The sequence below is a fragment of the Halomonas cibimaris genome (assembly GCF_055379665.1).
This window is the reverse complement of sequence record NZ_AP043828.1, coordinates 95378-109847: the sequence shown is the minus strand read 5'-3', so window position 1 is coordinate 109847 and position 14470 is coordinate 95378. Positions and strand designations below refer to the sequence as shown.

Sequence of the window (14470 nt, the reverse complement as noted above, 5' to 3'; positions counted from 1 at the left end):
ATTTTTTCGCGTCTGCCCGCTGTGTTGGCACGGTTTTTCTTGTCGGTGTCGGCCGAGCGGGCGCAAAAGGCCCCGCCGAGCGGCGGGGCACCTGTGCGCAGCGCTTTGGCTTAGCCCTGAACCAGCCGTGTTGTAGCGTTTAAGTCAGCGTAGTCCAGCAGTATCTCGGCGGCTTCGATGACCTGGGCGCGTTCGGCGGGCATGTTTTCGTTGTCGTCCTCGCCGCTGGCGCCGTTTTCGTCGTTGCCGCTGCTGGCAATGGCGTCTTCACGGGCGTCGATCCATTCGTCGAGCTCGTCCATGCCAAGCGCCCGGCGGCGCTGGTTTTCAAGCGACAGCTGCTCGGCTTCCTGGGCTTCCATTTCCCTTTTGCGCTGTTCGCGGTTGAGGCTGACGCTGGTGTGCTGCTCGCGCAGCTTGCGTGCAAGCGTGGACTGGCGCTCAAGGTAGCGAAAGTTGGGATTGTCTGCCGCGCGCGCTTCGTGGCGCTCTTTCAACTCGGGCAGGTACTGCTCCGGCTGGCCGTAGCGGCGGTACTGCACGTCGCGCACGCTGTCCCATTTCAGGGCGTTGTCCAGACTGCTTTCGCCGATGCGCTCGGGGTCAATCAGGCTGGGGAAGGTGATATCCGGGGTGACGCCGCGGTTTTGCGTGCTCTTGCCGGAAATGCGGTAAAACTTCGCCCGGGTGAGCTTGAGCTCGCCGTGGCTGAGCTCGTCCAGAGTCTGCACGGTGCCTTTGCCGAAGGTGCCCGAGCCCAGCACCAGGCCGCGGCCGTAGTCCTGAATGGCGCCGGCAAAGATTTCCGAGGCCGAGGCCGACAGGCGATTGACCAGCACGCCCAGCGGGCCGTCGTACAGGGTGCCGGCTTCGCTGTCGCCGTAGAGCTGGATGCGGCTCTGGGCGTCGCGCACCTGCACGGTGGGGCCGCGGTCGATGAACAGCCCGATCAGCGAGTTGGCTTCCTGCAGCGCGCCGCCGCCGTTGTTGCGCAGGTCCAGCACGATGCCTTCGACGCCTTGCTGCTTGAGCTTTTCGACTTCCTTGGCGACGTCGCGGGTAGTGCTGCGGTAGTCGTCCTCGCCGGCCTGCCAGGCGTCGAAGTCGACGTAAAAAGTGGGCACGGTGATTACGCCAAGCGAGTGGGTGTCGCCGTTGCGCTCAAGTTCGATCACTTCGCTGCTGGCCGCCTGGTCTTCCAGATCCACCGTGTCCCGGGTGATGGTGACCACGTGGGAGCGGGTGGTATCCACCGCCTGGGCGGGAATGACTTCAAGACGAACGTCTGAGCCTTTGGGGCCGCGAATCAGGTCGACGACGTTGTCCAGGCGCATGCCGATGACGCTGGTCATGTCGTCCTCGCCTTCCTGACCCACGGCAATGATGCGATCGGCAGGCTTGAGCACGCCGGCGCGCTCGGCGGGGCCGCCGGGCACCAGGCTTGCCACCTTGACGTATTCGCCGTCGGTCTGCAGCAGCGCGCCGATGCCCTCAAGCGACAGGCTCATCTGAATATCGAACGACTCACCCTGGCGCGGCGAGAGGTAGGCGGTGTGCGGCTCGATACTGCCGGTCACTGCCGCCATGAACAGCCCGAACACGTCTTCCGGCTCGGTTTGCTCCAGGCGTTTGAGCTGGCCTTCGTAGCGCTGGCGCAGGGTATCCTCGACCTCTTCGCGCTTCTGGCCGGTCAGTGCAAGGCTCAAAGCGTCGTTTGTCAGCCGCTTTTGCCAGAGGGTATCAAGCTCGCTTTCACGGGTGGCGAACGGCGCGTCTTCGCGGTCGACCACCAGGCGCTGGCTGCCGTCGAAGGTGAAGTCCAGCCCCTGGTCGAGCTCGTCCAGCAGCCACTCCAGCCGCGCTTTGCGCTTTTCGCCGGCGCGCTGGTGCAGGGCAAAGACTTCGTCCAGCTCGCCGCGGTTGAGCACCCGGTCAAGCTCGGTGCGCAGTGATTCGAACGGCTCGATATCGCGCTGTAGCAGGTAGGCGCGCTGGCCGTCTAGAATGTCCAGATAGCGGTCAAAGGCATCGCGGGACCAGGCCGCGTCGAAGGTGACATCGGCGTAATGCCCGTAGCGCAGCGAGTCCGCGCTTTCTTCGGCGGCTTGACGCTGTTTATCGGTCGGCTCCAGGGCCATCGCCGTACTGCTTATGGCCAGCACCGCGGTGAGGGCGGCCAGGCGCGAAAGGGTGGCAAACCAGCTCATCAATCAAGCTCTCCCGGGGTTAGGTATACTCGTGCCCTTGCGCGGCAAGCGGCCGAGGTGTTGCGTGAACCGAAAAAGCATTGTAGCAGCTCGCCTGCGCCGCTGAGACTCAAACCACGATTCTTGTCAGGGAGATTTTCATGACCCAGGGCCAAAGCGCTGAGACCGTCAACCGGCTGTGCGATTTTCTGCGCGATTCGCCGACGCCGTGGCACGCCACCCGCAACATGGCCAGACGGCTGGAAAGCGCGGGCTTCACGCGGCTGGAAGAAACCCGCGACTGGGCGCTGACGCCGGGGGCGCGCTACTACGTCACGCGTAACGACGCGTCGATGATCGCCTTTCAGCTGCCGGCAGGGCCGCTTGCCTCGCTGCGCATGATCGGCGCCCACACCGATAGCCCCGGGCTTCACTTAAAGCCCAACGCCACCCAATACGCCGCCGGCTGGCTGCAGCTGGGCGTGCAGGTCTACGGCGGCGCGCTGCTGGCGCCGTGGTTCGACCGCGACCTGGGCCTTGCCGGGCGGGTGCACGTGCGCCACGCCGACGGCCGGCTGGAAAGTGTGCTGCTAAACGTTGACCGGCCTGTGGCAATCATTCCCAGCCTGGCGATTCATCTGGACCGCGAGGCCAACGACGGCCGGGCCATCAACCCCCAGACGCAGATGGCGCCGGTGCTGATGCAAAGCGACAGCGCCGCGCTTGAGCCGCTGCTGCACGCCTGGCTTGCCCGCGAGCACGGCCTGGAAAACGTGGATATCGTGGATTTCGAGCTGTCGTTTTACGACGTGCAGCCGCCGGCGCAGGTGGGTGTGGCGCAAGAACTGATTGCAAGCGCAAGGCTGGATAATCTGCTGTCCTGCTTTGTGGGCGTGGAGGCGCTGCTGGCGTGCGACGGCGAGCAGGGCGCGCTGCTGGTGGCCAACGACCACGAAGAAGTCGGCAGCGCCAGTGCCAGCGGCGCCCAGGGGCCGTTTCTGGAAGACGTGTTGCGCCGTCTCAATGAGCAGGTGGGTGGGGGCTCTGAGGCCTCGCTGGTGCAGCTGATCCAGTCGTCGTGCATGATCTCCTGCGATAACGCGCACGCCCTGCACCCCAATTTTGCGGATAAGCATGACGACAATCACGGCCCGGCGATCAATCAGGGGCCGGTAATCAAGATCAACGCCAGTCAGCGCTATGCCACCAACAGCGCCACCGGGGCGCTGTTTCGCGATATTTGCCGCGAGGCGGGTGTGCCGGTGCAGGCGTTTGTCACCCGGGCGGATATGGGCTGCGGCAGTACCATCGGGCCGCTTACCGCCACCGCCATCGGCGTGCCGACGCTGGACGTGGGCGTGCCGCAGTGGGCGATGCACTCCATCCGCGAAACCGCCGGCAGCCGGGATGTCGCCTACCTGGTGCAGGCGCTGACGGCGTTTGTCCAGCGCGCTGACTTGGGGGGCGGGCGCTGACGCCGGGCAGCCGCTGCAGACGCAAAAAAGCCCGCGCGCAGGCGGGCTTTTTCGTTTTTAATCGGGCTGGTAGCTACGCCCTGATTCGAACAGGGGACCCCATCATTATGAGTGATGTGCTCTAACCAACTGAGCTACGTAGCCATTCAACGGAGGCGAATACTACCCGTCGTCGCCAATAGCGTCAAGCGATTTCGCCCGGTCCGGCGCCGCTGTGCGCCGAGGGTTAGACGTTAAAGCGAAAGTGAATCACATCGCCGTCCTTGACGATGTAGTCCTTGCCTTCCAGACGCCACTTGCCGGCGTCCTTGGCGCCCTGCTCGCCGTTCAGGCTGATAAAGTCGTCGTAGGCCACGACTTCGGCACGGATGAAGCCTTTCTGGAAATCGCTGTGGATGACGCCGGCGGCCTCCGGGGCGGTGGCGCCTTCGCGCACCGTCCAGGCGCGGACTTCCTTCACCCCGGCGGTGAAGTAGGTCTGCAGGCCCAAAAGCGCATAGCCGGCGCGGATTACGCGGTCGAGGCCGGGCTCGGCCATGCCCATTTCTGCCAGAAACATGGCCCGCTCTTCGTCGTCGAGCTCGGCGATTTCCGCCTCGATCTGGTTGCACACCGGCACCACAACCGCGCCTTCTTCGGCGGCAATGGCGTTGACCACGTCCAGGTAAGGGTTGTCGTCAAAGCCGTCTTCGTTGACGTTGGCGATGTACATGGTGGGCTTGAGCGTTAAAAAGCCGAAGCTTTTGACCTGGTTTTTTTCGTCATCGTCGAGCCCGGCGCTGCGCAGCGGCTGGCCTTCGGCCAAGTGGGGATGGACGCGGTCGAGCACGGCCTTGGTCGCCGCGGCGTCCTTGTCGCCGCCCTTGACCGCGCGCGCCAGGCGCTGCTGGGCTTTTTCCACGGTGTCCAGATCGGCCAGCGCCAGCTCGATGTTGATGGTTTCGATGTCGGCGCGGGGGTCAACCTCGTTGGACACGTGAATGACGTTGTCGTTGTCGAAACAGCGCACGACGTGGGCAATGGCCTGGGTTTCGCGGATGTTGGCAAGAAACTTGTTACCCAAGCCCTCACCCCGGGAGGCGCCGGCCACCAGCCCGGCAATGTCGACGAACTCCATGGTGGTGGGCAGCACTTTTTGCGGCTTGACGATGGCCGAAAGCGCGTCCAGCCGGGGGTCGGGCATGGGTACGATGCCGACGTTGGGCTCGATGGTGCAAAAGGGAAAGTTTTCGGCGTCAATGCCGGATTTGGTCAGCGCGTTGAACAGCGTAGACTTGCCGACGTTGGGCAGGCCGACAATACCGCAGTTGAAACCCATAACGATGATTCCTGAAAGCTTGTGTGAGATGCGACGCGCCGGGCGCGTTACTTGATGCTGTGCAGGCGCTGCATGGCGCGGGGCCAGTCGCCGGCGAGTCCCAGCGGCAAAGTGGCCAGGCATTCGTCCAGCGCGGCGTCAATGGCGGCCTGCTCGGCTTTTGCCGGCGGGTTGAGCACGTAGTTGACCACTTGGCTGGCCGTACCGGGATGGCCGATGCCGATCCGCAGGCGGTGGAACTGTTTTTGGTTACCCAGCGCGCTGATGGTATCGCGCAGGCCGTTGTGGCCGCCGTGACCGCCGCCGGTTTTATAGCGTGCCTGGCCGGCGGGCAGGTCAAGCTCGTCGTGGGCAATCAGCAGCTCGTCAGGGGTCAGTTTGAAAAACTGGCACAGTGCGGCCACCGCACCGCCGCTTCGGTTCATGAAGGTGGTCGGATTGAGCAGGTGAAGGTCGGTGTCGCCCAGGCGCGCCTTGGCATACAGCCCGAGAAACTTTTTTTCCGGGCGCAGCGTGGCGTGCGCGTCCCGGGCCACGGCATCCACCAGCCAGGCGCCGGCGTTGTGTCGCGTGGCGGCGTATTTCGGGCCGGGATTGCCAAGGCCGATAAGCGCCAGTACCTGACTCATCTTTTTCTCCAAAACAACAGATCAAACCTGCAGATGCCCAAAAAAAATCAAGCGCCGAGGCGCTTGATCATAACATTTTGCGGGCCGTGGCGGGCACGGCCCCGGGCACAAGGCTTATTCGGCGCTATCGCCTTCGCCTTCTTCGGCGCCGTCTTCGTCGTCACCGCCGCGATCTTTCATCTTGGCAATGGTCAGAATGGCGCTGTTGTAGTCTTCGCCGTGGGCGAGGTCGACGGAACGTACGCCTTCGGGCATCTGGATGTCGGAAAGGTGCAGCGTGGTGCCGACTTCGACGTTGGTAATGTCGATCTGCAGGTAGTCAGGCAGGTCTTTCGGCAGGCAGTATACCGCGACTTCCACGGCCAGGGTGTGCAGCTCGCCGTCCTGGTCTTTGATCCCTACACACTGCTCTTCGCCGACGACGCGCAGCGGAATGTTGATGGTGATTTCCTGCTTGGCGTCCACGCGCATGAAGTCGGCGTGGGTCAAAAGCGGCTTGAACGGGTGGCGCTGCAGATCACGCACCACGACCTGCTCTTCGGTGCCGGCAATGTTCAGGCGGATAATCGAGGAGAAAAAGGCCTCGTCTTCGATCGCCTTGTAGAAAGCGGTCTTTTCCACGGCAATGGACTGCGGCGCCTTTTCGCCGCCGTACACCACGGCGGGAACTTGTTCGTTTGCACGACGCAGGCGGCGGCTCGCACCTTTCCCCAGGTCGGAACGAACGCTGGCGTTAAGGATAAAATCGGACATTGAAATGTGCCTCTTGGTTAACGTTGGAAAACGCCGTCCCCGCGACCAGGCGGCGGCGTTTCCATCAAGCGGCGGGGCTTGGGCCGCGCCGCTGCGATGTCAGGCAATCAGTGAAACATTGCGCTGACGGATTCTTCGTTGCTGACCCGGCGGATCGCCTCGGCGATCAGCCCGGCGACGCTGAGCTGGCGGATACGCCCGCTGCGACGCGCATGCTCGGATAGCGGAATGGTGTCGGCCACCACGACTTCGTCGAGCACTGAGCCTGTGATGTTGTCCACCGCCGGGCCGGACAGAATGGCGTGGGTCGCATAGGCCACCACGCTCTTGGCGCCGCGCTCCATCAGCGCCTCGCCGGCCTTGCACAGCGTGCCGGCGGTGTCGATCATGTCGTCGACCACCACGCAGGTGCGGCCTTCGATCTCGCCGATGATGTGCATGATCTGCGCCTGGTTGGCCTGGGGGCGGCGCTTGTCGATGATCGCAAGATCCACGTTGAGCGCTTTGGCGATGGCCCGGGCGCGCACCACGCCGCCGACGTCGGGGGAGACCACAACCAGGTTGCTGTAGTTTTGCCGCTCGATATCGTCAAGCAGGATCGGCGAGCCGTAGACGTTGTCCACCGGCACGTCGAAAAAGCCCTGGATCTGGTCGGCGTGCAGGTCCATGGTCATCACCCGATCCACGCCGGCCTTGACCAGCATGTCGGCCACCACCTTGGCGGAAATCGGCACGCGCGAAGAGCGCACGCGGCGGTCCTGGCGAGCGTAGCCGTAGTAGGGGATGACGGCGGTAATCCGCGCCGCCGAGGCGCGCCGCAGGGCGTCAACCATCAGGACCATTTCCATCAGGTTGTCGTTGGTGGGTGCACAGGTGGACTGCAGGATAAATACATCCTTGCCGCGCACGTTCTCGTTGATCTCGACTGCGATCTCGCCGTCGCTGAACTGATCGACCGTGGCGTTACCCATCCGGCTGTCCAGACTTTCGGCAATCTTGTGGGCGAGTTCGGGATTGGCGTTCCCGGCGAAAACCATCAATTTTGACACGCGCGGCCACCTTTGCAGTGTTGGAAATCTCGGGAGTGCTTGCTAAAGCGCCTGACGCCGCTCGCCGCTGAACTGGCTGGGGTAGCAGGATTCGAACCTGCGCATGCCGATACCAAAAACCGGTGCCTTACCACTTGGCGATACCCCAGTTGCGTTTTAGCGGATACGGGGGCGTTTTAGCCACCCAAAGCATCGTGCAGAGGAGAGACGTTACAGCCCTTGGCCACCCATGCGCTACCGTACGAACCGGCTGTTTTTGCAACCTGTCTGGCGTCTCTGGGATCGTCAAAGGCGGCAAAGACGCAGGCCCCGGTGCCGGTAAGCCCGGCAGGCGCGTAGCGGGCAAGGTAGTCCAGTGCGCGGGCAACCGATGGGTACCGGGCCCTGACCACGGCTTCGCAGTCGTTGCGCCAGGTGAGCGCTCCCCTCTGAAGGGCGCGCGCCATACTAATCGGCGCGGTTTGGCGTGTCAATTGCGGATCATTGAACACCGCGGGGGTGGAAACGCTGACCCCGGGGTGGATGACCACAAACCACGGCGTATTCGGGCTGGCCGGCGTCAGCGCCTCGCCCACGCCCTCGGCCCAGGCGCTGCGGCCTTTGACAAACACCGGCACGTCAGCGCCCAGCTCAAGCCCCAGCGTTGCCAGCGTATCCAGCGACAAGCCAAGCCGCCACAGCGCATTGAGCCCGAGCAGCACCGTGGCGGCGTTGGAGCTGCCGCCGCCGAGCCCGCCGCCCAGGGGCAGGCGTTTATCCAACCGGATATTGGCGCCGGCGTCCGTGCCGGCCCGGGGCTTGAGCTGCCGCGCGGCGCGCAGGGCCAGATTGTCTTCATCGGCCACGCCGTCAAGCGGGCTTTCCAGTAGCAGCCGGCCGTCACGCCTGGGGGTCAGGGTGATCGTGTCGCTCAGGTCGAGAAACTGAAACAGCGTCTGCAGCTCATGATAGCCGTCGTCGCGACGGCCGGTAATATGCAGCAGGCGGTTGAGCTTGGCCGGTGCGGGCAGAACAAGAGAGGTGGTCATGGCTTAGTCGTCCGCGCCGCTGGTATCCGCGCGGTCAGCGTCCGGGCGCGTCTGCCAGCGGTTGATCACCAGCGTGACGCGCACGTCGTCGTAGGCGAGGCCGAGCTTGCGCGGCAGCCACAGCGCGTCGACTTCGGTCCAGTCGCGGTAGTCGACTTCCCAGCCGTTTTGCTCCAGATGCGAGGGAAAGCCGAAGGCGTCGGTTTCCAGCCGATAGGCGTCGCGCTCGCCGGGCAGGCCGCGCACCCAGCGGGGCAGATTGCGCACCGGCAGCGACCAGCCGAGCTGCTCTTTCATCAGCGCCTCGGGAGAGTCGGCTTCAAAGCGGCCGTCGCCGTGGGTCAAGGTAAAGCGGCCCTCGCGGCCTTCAAGCACCGTGCGGCCGCCGCCGAACGGGCCGCTGATCAGCATGCGAAAATAGTGCGGAAACTGGTTCCAGTCGAGGTTGGCGCTGTGGCGCTCGTCCGGGGTGCGCAGCCCGGCCTTGCCGATCAGCGACCAGCGCTTGAGGGCCTCGATCTCGGTTTTTTGAGCGTTCCAGTCGCCGCGCTCGCGGCCGCGTTCGTCCGTCGGCGCCTGGGTGGCGCATCCGGCCAGCAAGCCGGCGGCGGCCAGACCGGAGAGCAGGGGCAGGCGGGCGGTACGTGACAGGGTGCTGAGCATGGACGTTATCCTGTTGGGAAAGTAAAAGTGTGGCGGCGTTACGGTGCCAGTTCCGGATGGCGTTCGAGCAGGTCGTCGATGGCCGGATGATGCTCGCCTGTGGCCAGCGCCCGGGCGATGATCCGGCGGGCGCGCGCGCTGTGGCCCAGCGCATGGAGCACCTCGGCCAGGTGGGCGGCGACTTCCTGGTCGGGCATGCCCCGGTAGGCCTGCTCCAGAAGCGGCAGGGCCTTTTCGGGCTGCTCCCGGCGAAAATACACCCAGCCCAGGCTGTCCTGCACCGCGGCGTTGTCCGGCTCAAGCTCATAGGCGCGTTCGACCAGCTGCCGGGCGTCGTCCAGCCGGCCGGGCACCTGTTCGTCGGCCAGGGTATAACCCAGGGCGTTGAGGGCCATGACGTTATCCGGCTCGCGCTCCAGCACCCGCTGCAGGTCGCGCTCCATGCCCGCTATATCGCCGGCCCGCCAGTCGCGCATGGCGCGCAGATAAAGCAGGCGAGCGGCGTTTGGCGTGCGCGTGAGCCCCTGTGCCAGCAGCGCATCGGCGGCGTCAGTGCGGCCGCGTTCGTCGAGCAGCTCAACTTCAAGCATCAATAGCTCGTTGTAGTGCAGGCGAAAGCGCTGGCGCTGCGCGTGAAGAAAGGAGCGGGCGTCTGCCGAGCGGCCGGCGTCGATCAGCATTCGCGCGGCCGCTGCCCGGGCGGGCAGAAAGGCATCGTCGCCGGTGATCTGGCGGTAGTACAAAAGGGCGCTGTCCACGTTGCCGGTGGCCTGATCGGCGGCGCCCAGCAAGAAGTAGTCCTGGTCTGCAAGGTCATCGCGGCCGGTCAAGGGCTGCAGCAGGCGCCGGGCGGCCGCCGGCTGGTTTTCTTCTAGATATAGCCGGGCCAGCGCGCGGCGCAGTTCGGGCCCGCCGCTGTGGCGTTTCAGCAGGGCGTCGGTCTGGGTTTCGGCAGCGGCAACGTTGCCCAGGCGAGTTTCGGCCTGGGCCAGCAGCAGGCTAAAGCGGGCATCGTTCGGCGCCAGCTTGAGGCCCCGGCGGGCGGCGCGGCGGGCTTCGCGCTCGTTACCGCTATCCAGCGCCAGCTGCGCCTGGGTATGCCACAGAGCCGGCGTGTCCGCGATCAGCGCACGCGCGCGGGCCAGATGCGAGCGGGCCGCGACGGTATTGTTTCGGGCTTTTTCCAGCAGGGCCGCGGCCAGATGGGCATCCCCCCGGTTTGCCGGCGGCAAGCGGCCGTCGTCGTCCAGCGCGGCACTGAGCTGCTCGATAAGCGGGGCCGGCGGCGCGCCCTGGGCAATGGCCTGCCCGGCCAGCGCGGCGAGCCGGGCGTCATCGCCCTGAGCCGCCAGCGCCAGGCGCTGGGTCAGGGCATCCGGCCAATCGCCCCGTTCAACGGCCAAAGCGGCCAGCAGCCGCCCCGGCGCGGCGCTTTGCCGGTCAAGGGCTTGCCAGCGCATCGCTGCCGTTTGCAGCAGCTCAGGCGATTCACCGAAGCGTGCGGCAAAGGCTGCGCGCTCGGCAAGGGCGGGCTCGGGGTAGCGCTCGGCGGCGTCAAGAAAGCCCCGTGCAGCGTCGCGAAAGCGGCCGCGCTGGCCGGCCATCTCAGCGGTCAGCAGGGTGGTAAGCCCCCGGGCGTCAAGCCCGCGGGTAACGGGCGGGGCGGATGCCAGAAGGTTCTTGTCTGCCGTGCCGGCCGGCGGCGTAGCCTGGCAGCCGCTGAGCAGCGCGGCGGCGAACAAGGCGGCAAGCCGCTGCCGAGCCGGTGACGAACTGCTGCGCGACGACGGCGCGGGTGTCGACGGCGTGGCGCTAAGGAATAGGGCGCGAAGTGGCATGCAGTTTTTGATCCGTTGTCGATCCATGGGCCGGCCGCCCAGCATAGCCCCTTGCCGCGCCGGGGCAAAGGTTTGTGAAACGCGCCGGGGCAGGGGATAAAAGGAAGCGTGAAAAAAGAAGGCGTGAAACGGGCGGCGATAAAGTGAAGTGGGTAAGAGGCGGCAAGGCTGTGATAGAATGCGCTATCCAATCGACTCGTACCGGCTGCGACAAGGCCGAGCGCGACGACCGACACACTAGCGAAGACGCACAACGCATGACGCTTCTTGCCCTGGGAATCAATCATCGCACCGCCACGGTTGCCGTGCGCGAGCAGGTGGCCTTTACGCCGGCGCAGCTGTCGCAGGCGCTTGAGGAACTGCGTGAGCTGCCGCAAATCGCCGAGGCGGCGGTGCTTTCGACCTGTAACCGTACCGAGCTTTACTGCGTCACTGATGCCGCCGGTGAGCAGACCGTGCTGCAGTGGCTGGGACGCTTTCATCAGCTAAGCGTCGACGATCTGACCCGCTGCGCTTACCACTATCTGGATAACGACGCGGCGCGCCACCTGATGCGCGTAGCGGTAGGGCTTGACTCTATGGTGCTGGGCGAGCCGCAAATTCTCGGCCAGCTCAAAGAGGCCTACCAGCAGGCGCGAGAATCGCAAGGGCTGGGCGGCGAGCTTGAGCGTTTGTTCCAGCATACCTTTGCCGTGGCCAAGCAGGTGCGCACCCAGACCGGGATCGGTAAAAATCCGGTATCGGTGGCCTACGCCGCGGTGAGCATGGCCAGCCGTATCTTTGACGACTTCAGCCGCGCTCGGGCGCTGCTGGTGGGCGCGGGAGAAACCATCGAGCTGGTCGCCCGCCACCTGCACGAGGCCGGCGTGCGCCAGCTGACCGTCGCCAACCGCACCCGCGAGCGGGCGGAAAACGTCTCGGCGGCGCTGGGCGGCGAGGCGATCACCCTGCCGGAGATTCCCGAGGCGCTGGAAAACGCCGACATCGTGATTTCCTCCACCGCCTCGCCCTTGCCCATCATGGGCAAGGGCATGATGGAGCGGGCGCTGAAAAACCGCCGGCATCGGCCGGTTTTCATGGTGGATATCGCAGTACCCCGGGATATCGAGCCCGAGGTCGGCGAGCTTGCCGACGTCTTTTTGTATACCGTGGACGATCTGGAAGTGGTGATCGAAGAGAATCGCCGCCACCGCCAGGTTGCCGCCGACCAGGCCGAATCGCTGATTGAGCACGGCGTGGGCAGCTGGCTGCACGAGCGGCGCATCCGCAGCGGCGGCCAGCTGATTCAAAGCTACCGCGAACAGGGCGAGGCGCTGCGCGACCTTTCGCGCGATCAGGCGCTGGCCCGCCTGGCCCGGGGCGAGGATCCGCAAGCGGTCATCGAACGGCTCGCCTATCAGCTGACCAACCGGCTGATGCACCGGCCCACCCAGGCCATTCGCGATGCGGCCGCCCGCGAAGATCATGCCGCGCTCGACGCCGTCCAGCAGCTGCTGCTGCCGCCCAAGCCTGCGTTTGAAACCCACAAGCGAGCGTGCGCTGCCGGCTCGGCGGCACACGCTCGCCAGAAGGACAAAACCCTCGTATGAAAGACACGCTGCGCCATCGCCTGGACGGCTTTGTCGAACGCTTCGAAGAGCTGGCCTTGCTGCTGGCCGATCCTGACGTGATCACCGATCAGCCGCGCTTTCGCGACTACTCCCGGGAATACGCCGAGCTGGAAGCGCTGGTGGCGGCCTGGCAGCGCTATCGCGGCATCGAAGACGACATCGAGGCCGCCGAGGCCATGCGCCACGACAGCGATGCGGAAATGCGCGAGCTGGCGGAAATGGAGCTGGAAGACGGACGCCAGCGGCTGGATGCGCTGGAAGACGAGCTCAAGCGCCTGCTGGTGCCCAAAGACCCCGACGACGCCAGCAACGTCTTTCTCGAAGTGCGCGCCGGCACCGGCGGTGACGAAGCCGCGCTGTTTGCCGGAGATCTGTTTCGCATGTATTCGCGCTACGCCGAGTCACGCGGCTGGCGCGTGGAAGTGGTCAGCGCCAACCACGGCGAAATGGGCGGCTACAAGGAAGTTATTTCGCGCATCAAGGGCGAGGGGGTCTACGCCCGGCTGAAGTTCGAGTCCGGCGCCCACCGGGTGCAGCGCGTGCCCGCCACCGAGTCCCAGGGGCGCATTCACACCTCGGCCTGCACCGTGGCCGTCATGCCCGAGGTGGAAGACGTCGGCGATATCGACATCAACGCCGCCGACCTGCGGGTGGATACCTTTCGCTCCAGCGGGGCCGGCGGCCAGCACGTTAACACCACCGATTCCGCCATTCGCATTACCCACCTGCCCACCGGCGTAGTGGTGGAGTGTCAGGAAGAGCGCAGCCAGCACAAAAACCGCGCCAAGGCCATGTCGCACCTGGCGGCCCGGCTCAAGCAGAACGCCGTGGACGAGCAGCGCCAGCAGCAGGCCGACGAGCGTCGTTCGCTGGTGGGCACGGGAGATCGCAGCGACCGCATTCGCACCTATAACTTTCCCCAGGGGCGGATCACTGACCACCGTATTAACCTTACGCTTTATAAGCTCAGCGAGGTGGTCAGCGGCGAGCGCCTTGACGATGTGATTGATCCGCTGATTCACGAATACCAGGCCGATCAGCTGGCCGCGCTGCAGGGAAGCGCATGACGCCGGATCGCCTGGTGCGCGACGCCGCGCAGCGTTTGAGCGAGGCCGGCTCACCCTCTCCCCGGCCTGACGCCGAAGCGCTGTGGATGCACGCAAGCGGCCGCGACCGTACCTGGCTATACACCTGGGGCGACCTTGCCTGGGGCAAAAGCGCCGGTGAGCGCTGGCGGCAGGCGCGCTTTGACGCCCTGATCGCTGCCCGCGCCCGGGGCACGCCGGTGGCCTACCTGACCGGCGAGCGCGAGTTCTGGGGGCTTGCGCTTGCCACCTCGCCGGACACGCTGATCCCCCGTGCGGATACCGAAACCCTGGTGCAGGCCGCGCTGGATCGCGCGGGCCGGTCCGCCGGCCGGCTGCTGGACATGGGCACCGGCACCGGCGCGGTGGCGCTGGCGTTTGCCAGTGTCCGCCCCGGCTGGGACGTTCTGGGGGTGGACGTTCGCCGGGAAGCCGTAGCGCTTGCTCGGCGCAATGCCGAGCGCCTCAAGCTGCACGGCGCGCGCTTTATCCGCAGCGACTGGTTTTCCGCTCTTGGTGAGGCGGCGGCGTTTGACATCATCGTGGCCAACCCGCCCTATATCGACCCCGACGATCCGCATCTGGCGCAGGGCGACGTGCGTTTTGAGCCGCGCTCGGCGCTGGTGGCAAAGGATCACGGCCGCGCCGACCTGCGCTACCTGATCGACCACGCCGGGGCGTATCTGACCCCGGACGGCTGGCTGGCGCTGGAGCACGGCTATGACCAGGCCTTCGCGGTACGCACGATGCTGGCCCGGGCCGGCTACGCTCGGGTGGCAAGCGTGCGCGATCTTGGCGGCCACGAGCGCGTGTCCCTGGGGCAGCGGCCGGCCTAA

12 protein-coding genes and 2 tRNA genes are annotated in these 14470 nt (G+C 65.5%); 4 read left to right on the top strand and 10 right to left on the bottom strand.

All coding sequences use genetic code 11. The annotated features are described in order from the left end of the window. Positions 1-110: 110 nt before the first annotated feature. Positions 111-2207, bottom strand: coding sequence for a carboxy terminal-processing peptidase (locus ACZ415_RS00520; RefSeq protein WP_344702879.1), 2097 nt, complete (start codon positions 2205-2207; stop codon positions 111-113). Between the two features lie 140 nt (positions 2208-2347). On the opposite strand from ACZ415_RS00520, the gene ACZ415_RS00515 reads away from it, so the two are divergent. Beyond that, the gene (locus tag ACZ415_RS00515) at positions 2348-3661 is read left to right on the top strand and encodes a M18 family aminopeptidase (RefSeq protein WP_344702881.1); all 1314 of its coding nucleotides are present in this window, start codon (positions 2348-2350) and stop codon (positions 3659-3661) included. A 67-nt stretch (positions 3662-3728) separates the two neighbouring features. Here ACZ415_RS00515 and ACZ415_RS00510 read toward each other — a convergent pair. The 9 genes from ACZ415_RS00510 to ACZ415_RS00470 form a co-directional block, all read right to left on the bottom strand. Next, positions 3729-3805 (bottom strand) — tRNA-Met (locus ACZ415_RS00510). A gap of 82 nt (positions 3806-3887) precedes the next feature. Continuing rightward, positions 3888-4979, bottom strand: a complete 1092-nt coding sequence (gene ychF, locus ACZ415_RS00505; RefSeq protein ID WP_344702884.1) for a redox-regulated ATPase YchF — start codon at positions 4977-4979, stop codon at positions 3888-3890. Positions 4980-5026: 47 nt separating this feature from the next. Beyond that, positions 5027-5608, bottom strand: a complete 582-nt coding sequence (gene pth, locus ACZ415_RS00500; protein ID WP_344702886.1) for an aminoacyl-tRNA hydrolase — start codon at positions 5606-5608, stop codon at positions 5027-5029. 114 nt (positions 5609-5722) lie between these two features. Further along, on the bottom strand, positions 5723-6361 hold the full coding sequence (locus ACZ415_RS00495; RefSeq protein ID WP_344702888.1) for a 50S ribosomal protein L25/general stress protein Ctc: 639 nt from the start codon (positions 6359-6361) through the stop codon (positions 5723-5725). A gap of 107 nt (positions 6362-6468) precedes the next feature. Next, complete coding sequence (locus ACZ415_RS00490; protein WP_344702890.1) at positions 6469-7410, bottom strand: ribose-phosphate pyrophosphokinase; 942 nt, start codon at positions 7408-7410, stop codon at positions 6469-6471. Positions 7411-7483: 73 nt separating this feature from the next. Beyond that, positions 7484-7558 (bottom strand) — tRNA-Gln (locus ACZ415_RS00485). Positions 7559-7586: 28 nt separating this feature from the next. Beyond that, a complete protein-coding gene (gene ispE, locus ACZ415_RS00480) occupies positions 7587-8438 on the bottom strand; it encodes a 4-(cytidine 5'-diphospho)-2-C-methyl-D-erythritol kinase (RefSeq protein WP_344702892.1) in 852 nt (283 codons plus the stop codon). A 3-nt stretch (positions 8439-8441) separates the two neighbouring features. Beyond that, the gene (gene lolB / locus ACZ415_RS00475) at positions 8442-9101 is read right to left on the bottom strand and encodes a lipoprotein insertase outer membrane protein LolB (protein WP_344702894.1); all 660 of its coding nucleotides are present in this window, start codon (positions 9099-9101) and stop codon (positions 8442-8444) included. 38 nt (positions 9102-9139) lie between these two features. Then, positions 9140-10939, bottom strand: coding sequence for a tetratricopeptide repeat protein (locus ACZ415_RS00470; RefSeq protein ID WP_344702897.1), 1800 nt, complete (start codon positions 10937-10939; stop codon positions 9140-9142). A gap of 257 nt (positions 10940-11196) precedes the next feature. Between ACZ415_RS00470 and hemA the strand changes: the two genes are divergently transcribed. The 3 genes from hemA to prmC are packed head-to-tail and all read left to right on the top strand — an operon-like array spanning position 11197 to position 14470. Beyond that, on the top strand, positions 11197-12528 hold the full coding sequence (gene hemA / locus ACZ415_RS00465; RefSeq protein WP_344702899.1) for a glutamyl-tRNA reductase: 1332 nt from the start codon (positions 11197-11199) through the stop codon (positions 12526-12528). Next, positions 12525-13616 carry a peptide chain release factor 1 gene (prfA, locus tag ACZ415_RS00460; RefSeq protein WP_344702901.1) on the top strand — a complete coding sequence of 364 codons (1092 nt, stop codon included), beginning with the start codon at positions 12525-12527 and terminating at the stop codon, positions 13614-13616. Before hemA ends, prfA begins: the two co-directional genes overlap by 4 nt. Further along, positions 13613-14470, top strand: a complete 858-nt coding sequence (prmC, locus tag ACZ415_RS00455; RefSeq protein ID WP_344702903.1) for a peptide chain release factor N(5)-glutamine methyltransferase — start codon at positions 13613-13615, stop codon at positions 14468-14470. The genes prfA and prmC overlap by 4 nt, the downstream gene beginning before the upstream one ends.

Bases quoted from the DNA above. Each gene is read 5' to 3' on its own strand.
- ACZ415_RS00520 (WP_344702879.1), bottom strand. From the start codon at position 2,207: ATGAGCTGGTTTGCCACCCTTTCGCGCCTGGCCGCCCTCACCGCGGTG.
- ACZ415_RS00515 (WP_344702881.1), top strand. From the start codon at position 2,348: ATGACCCAGGGCCAAAGCGCTGAGACCGTCAACCGGCTGTGCGATTTT.
- ychF (WP_344702884.1), bottom strand. From the start codon at position 4,979: ATGGGTTTCAACTGCGGTATTGTCGGCCTGCCCAACGTCGGCAAGTCT.
- pth (WP_344702886.1), bottom strand. From the start codon at position 5,608: ATGAGTCAGGTACTGGCGCTTATCGGCCTTGGCAATCCCGGCCCGAAA.
- ACZ415_RS00495 (WP_344702888.1), bottom strand. From the start codon at position 6,361: ATGTCCGATTTTATCCTTAACGCCAGCGTTCGTTCCGACCTGGGGAAA.
- ispE (WP_344702892.1), bottom strand. From the start codon at position 8,438: ATGACCACCTCTCTTGTTCTGCCCGCACCGGCCAAGCTCAACCGCCTG.
- lolB (WP_344702894.1), bottom strand. From the start codon at position 9,101: ATGCTCAGCACCCTGTCACGTACCGCCCGCCTGCCCCTGCTCTCCGGT.
- ACZ415_RS00470 (WP_344702897.1), bottom strand. From the start codon at position 10,939: ATGCCACTTCGCGCCCTATTCCTTAGCGCCACGCCGTCGACACCCGCG.
- hemA (WP_344702899.1), top strand. From the start codon at position 11,197: ATGACGCTTCTTGCCCTGGGAATCAATCATCGCACCGCCACGGTTGCC.
- prfA (WP_344702901.1), top strand. From the start codon at position 12,525: ATGAAAGACACGCTGCGCCATCGCCTGGACGGCTTTGTCGAACGCTTC.
- prmC (WP_344702903.1), top strand. From the start codon at position 13,613: ATGACGCCGGATCGCCTGGTGCGCGACGCCGCGCAGCGTTTGAGCGAG.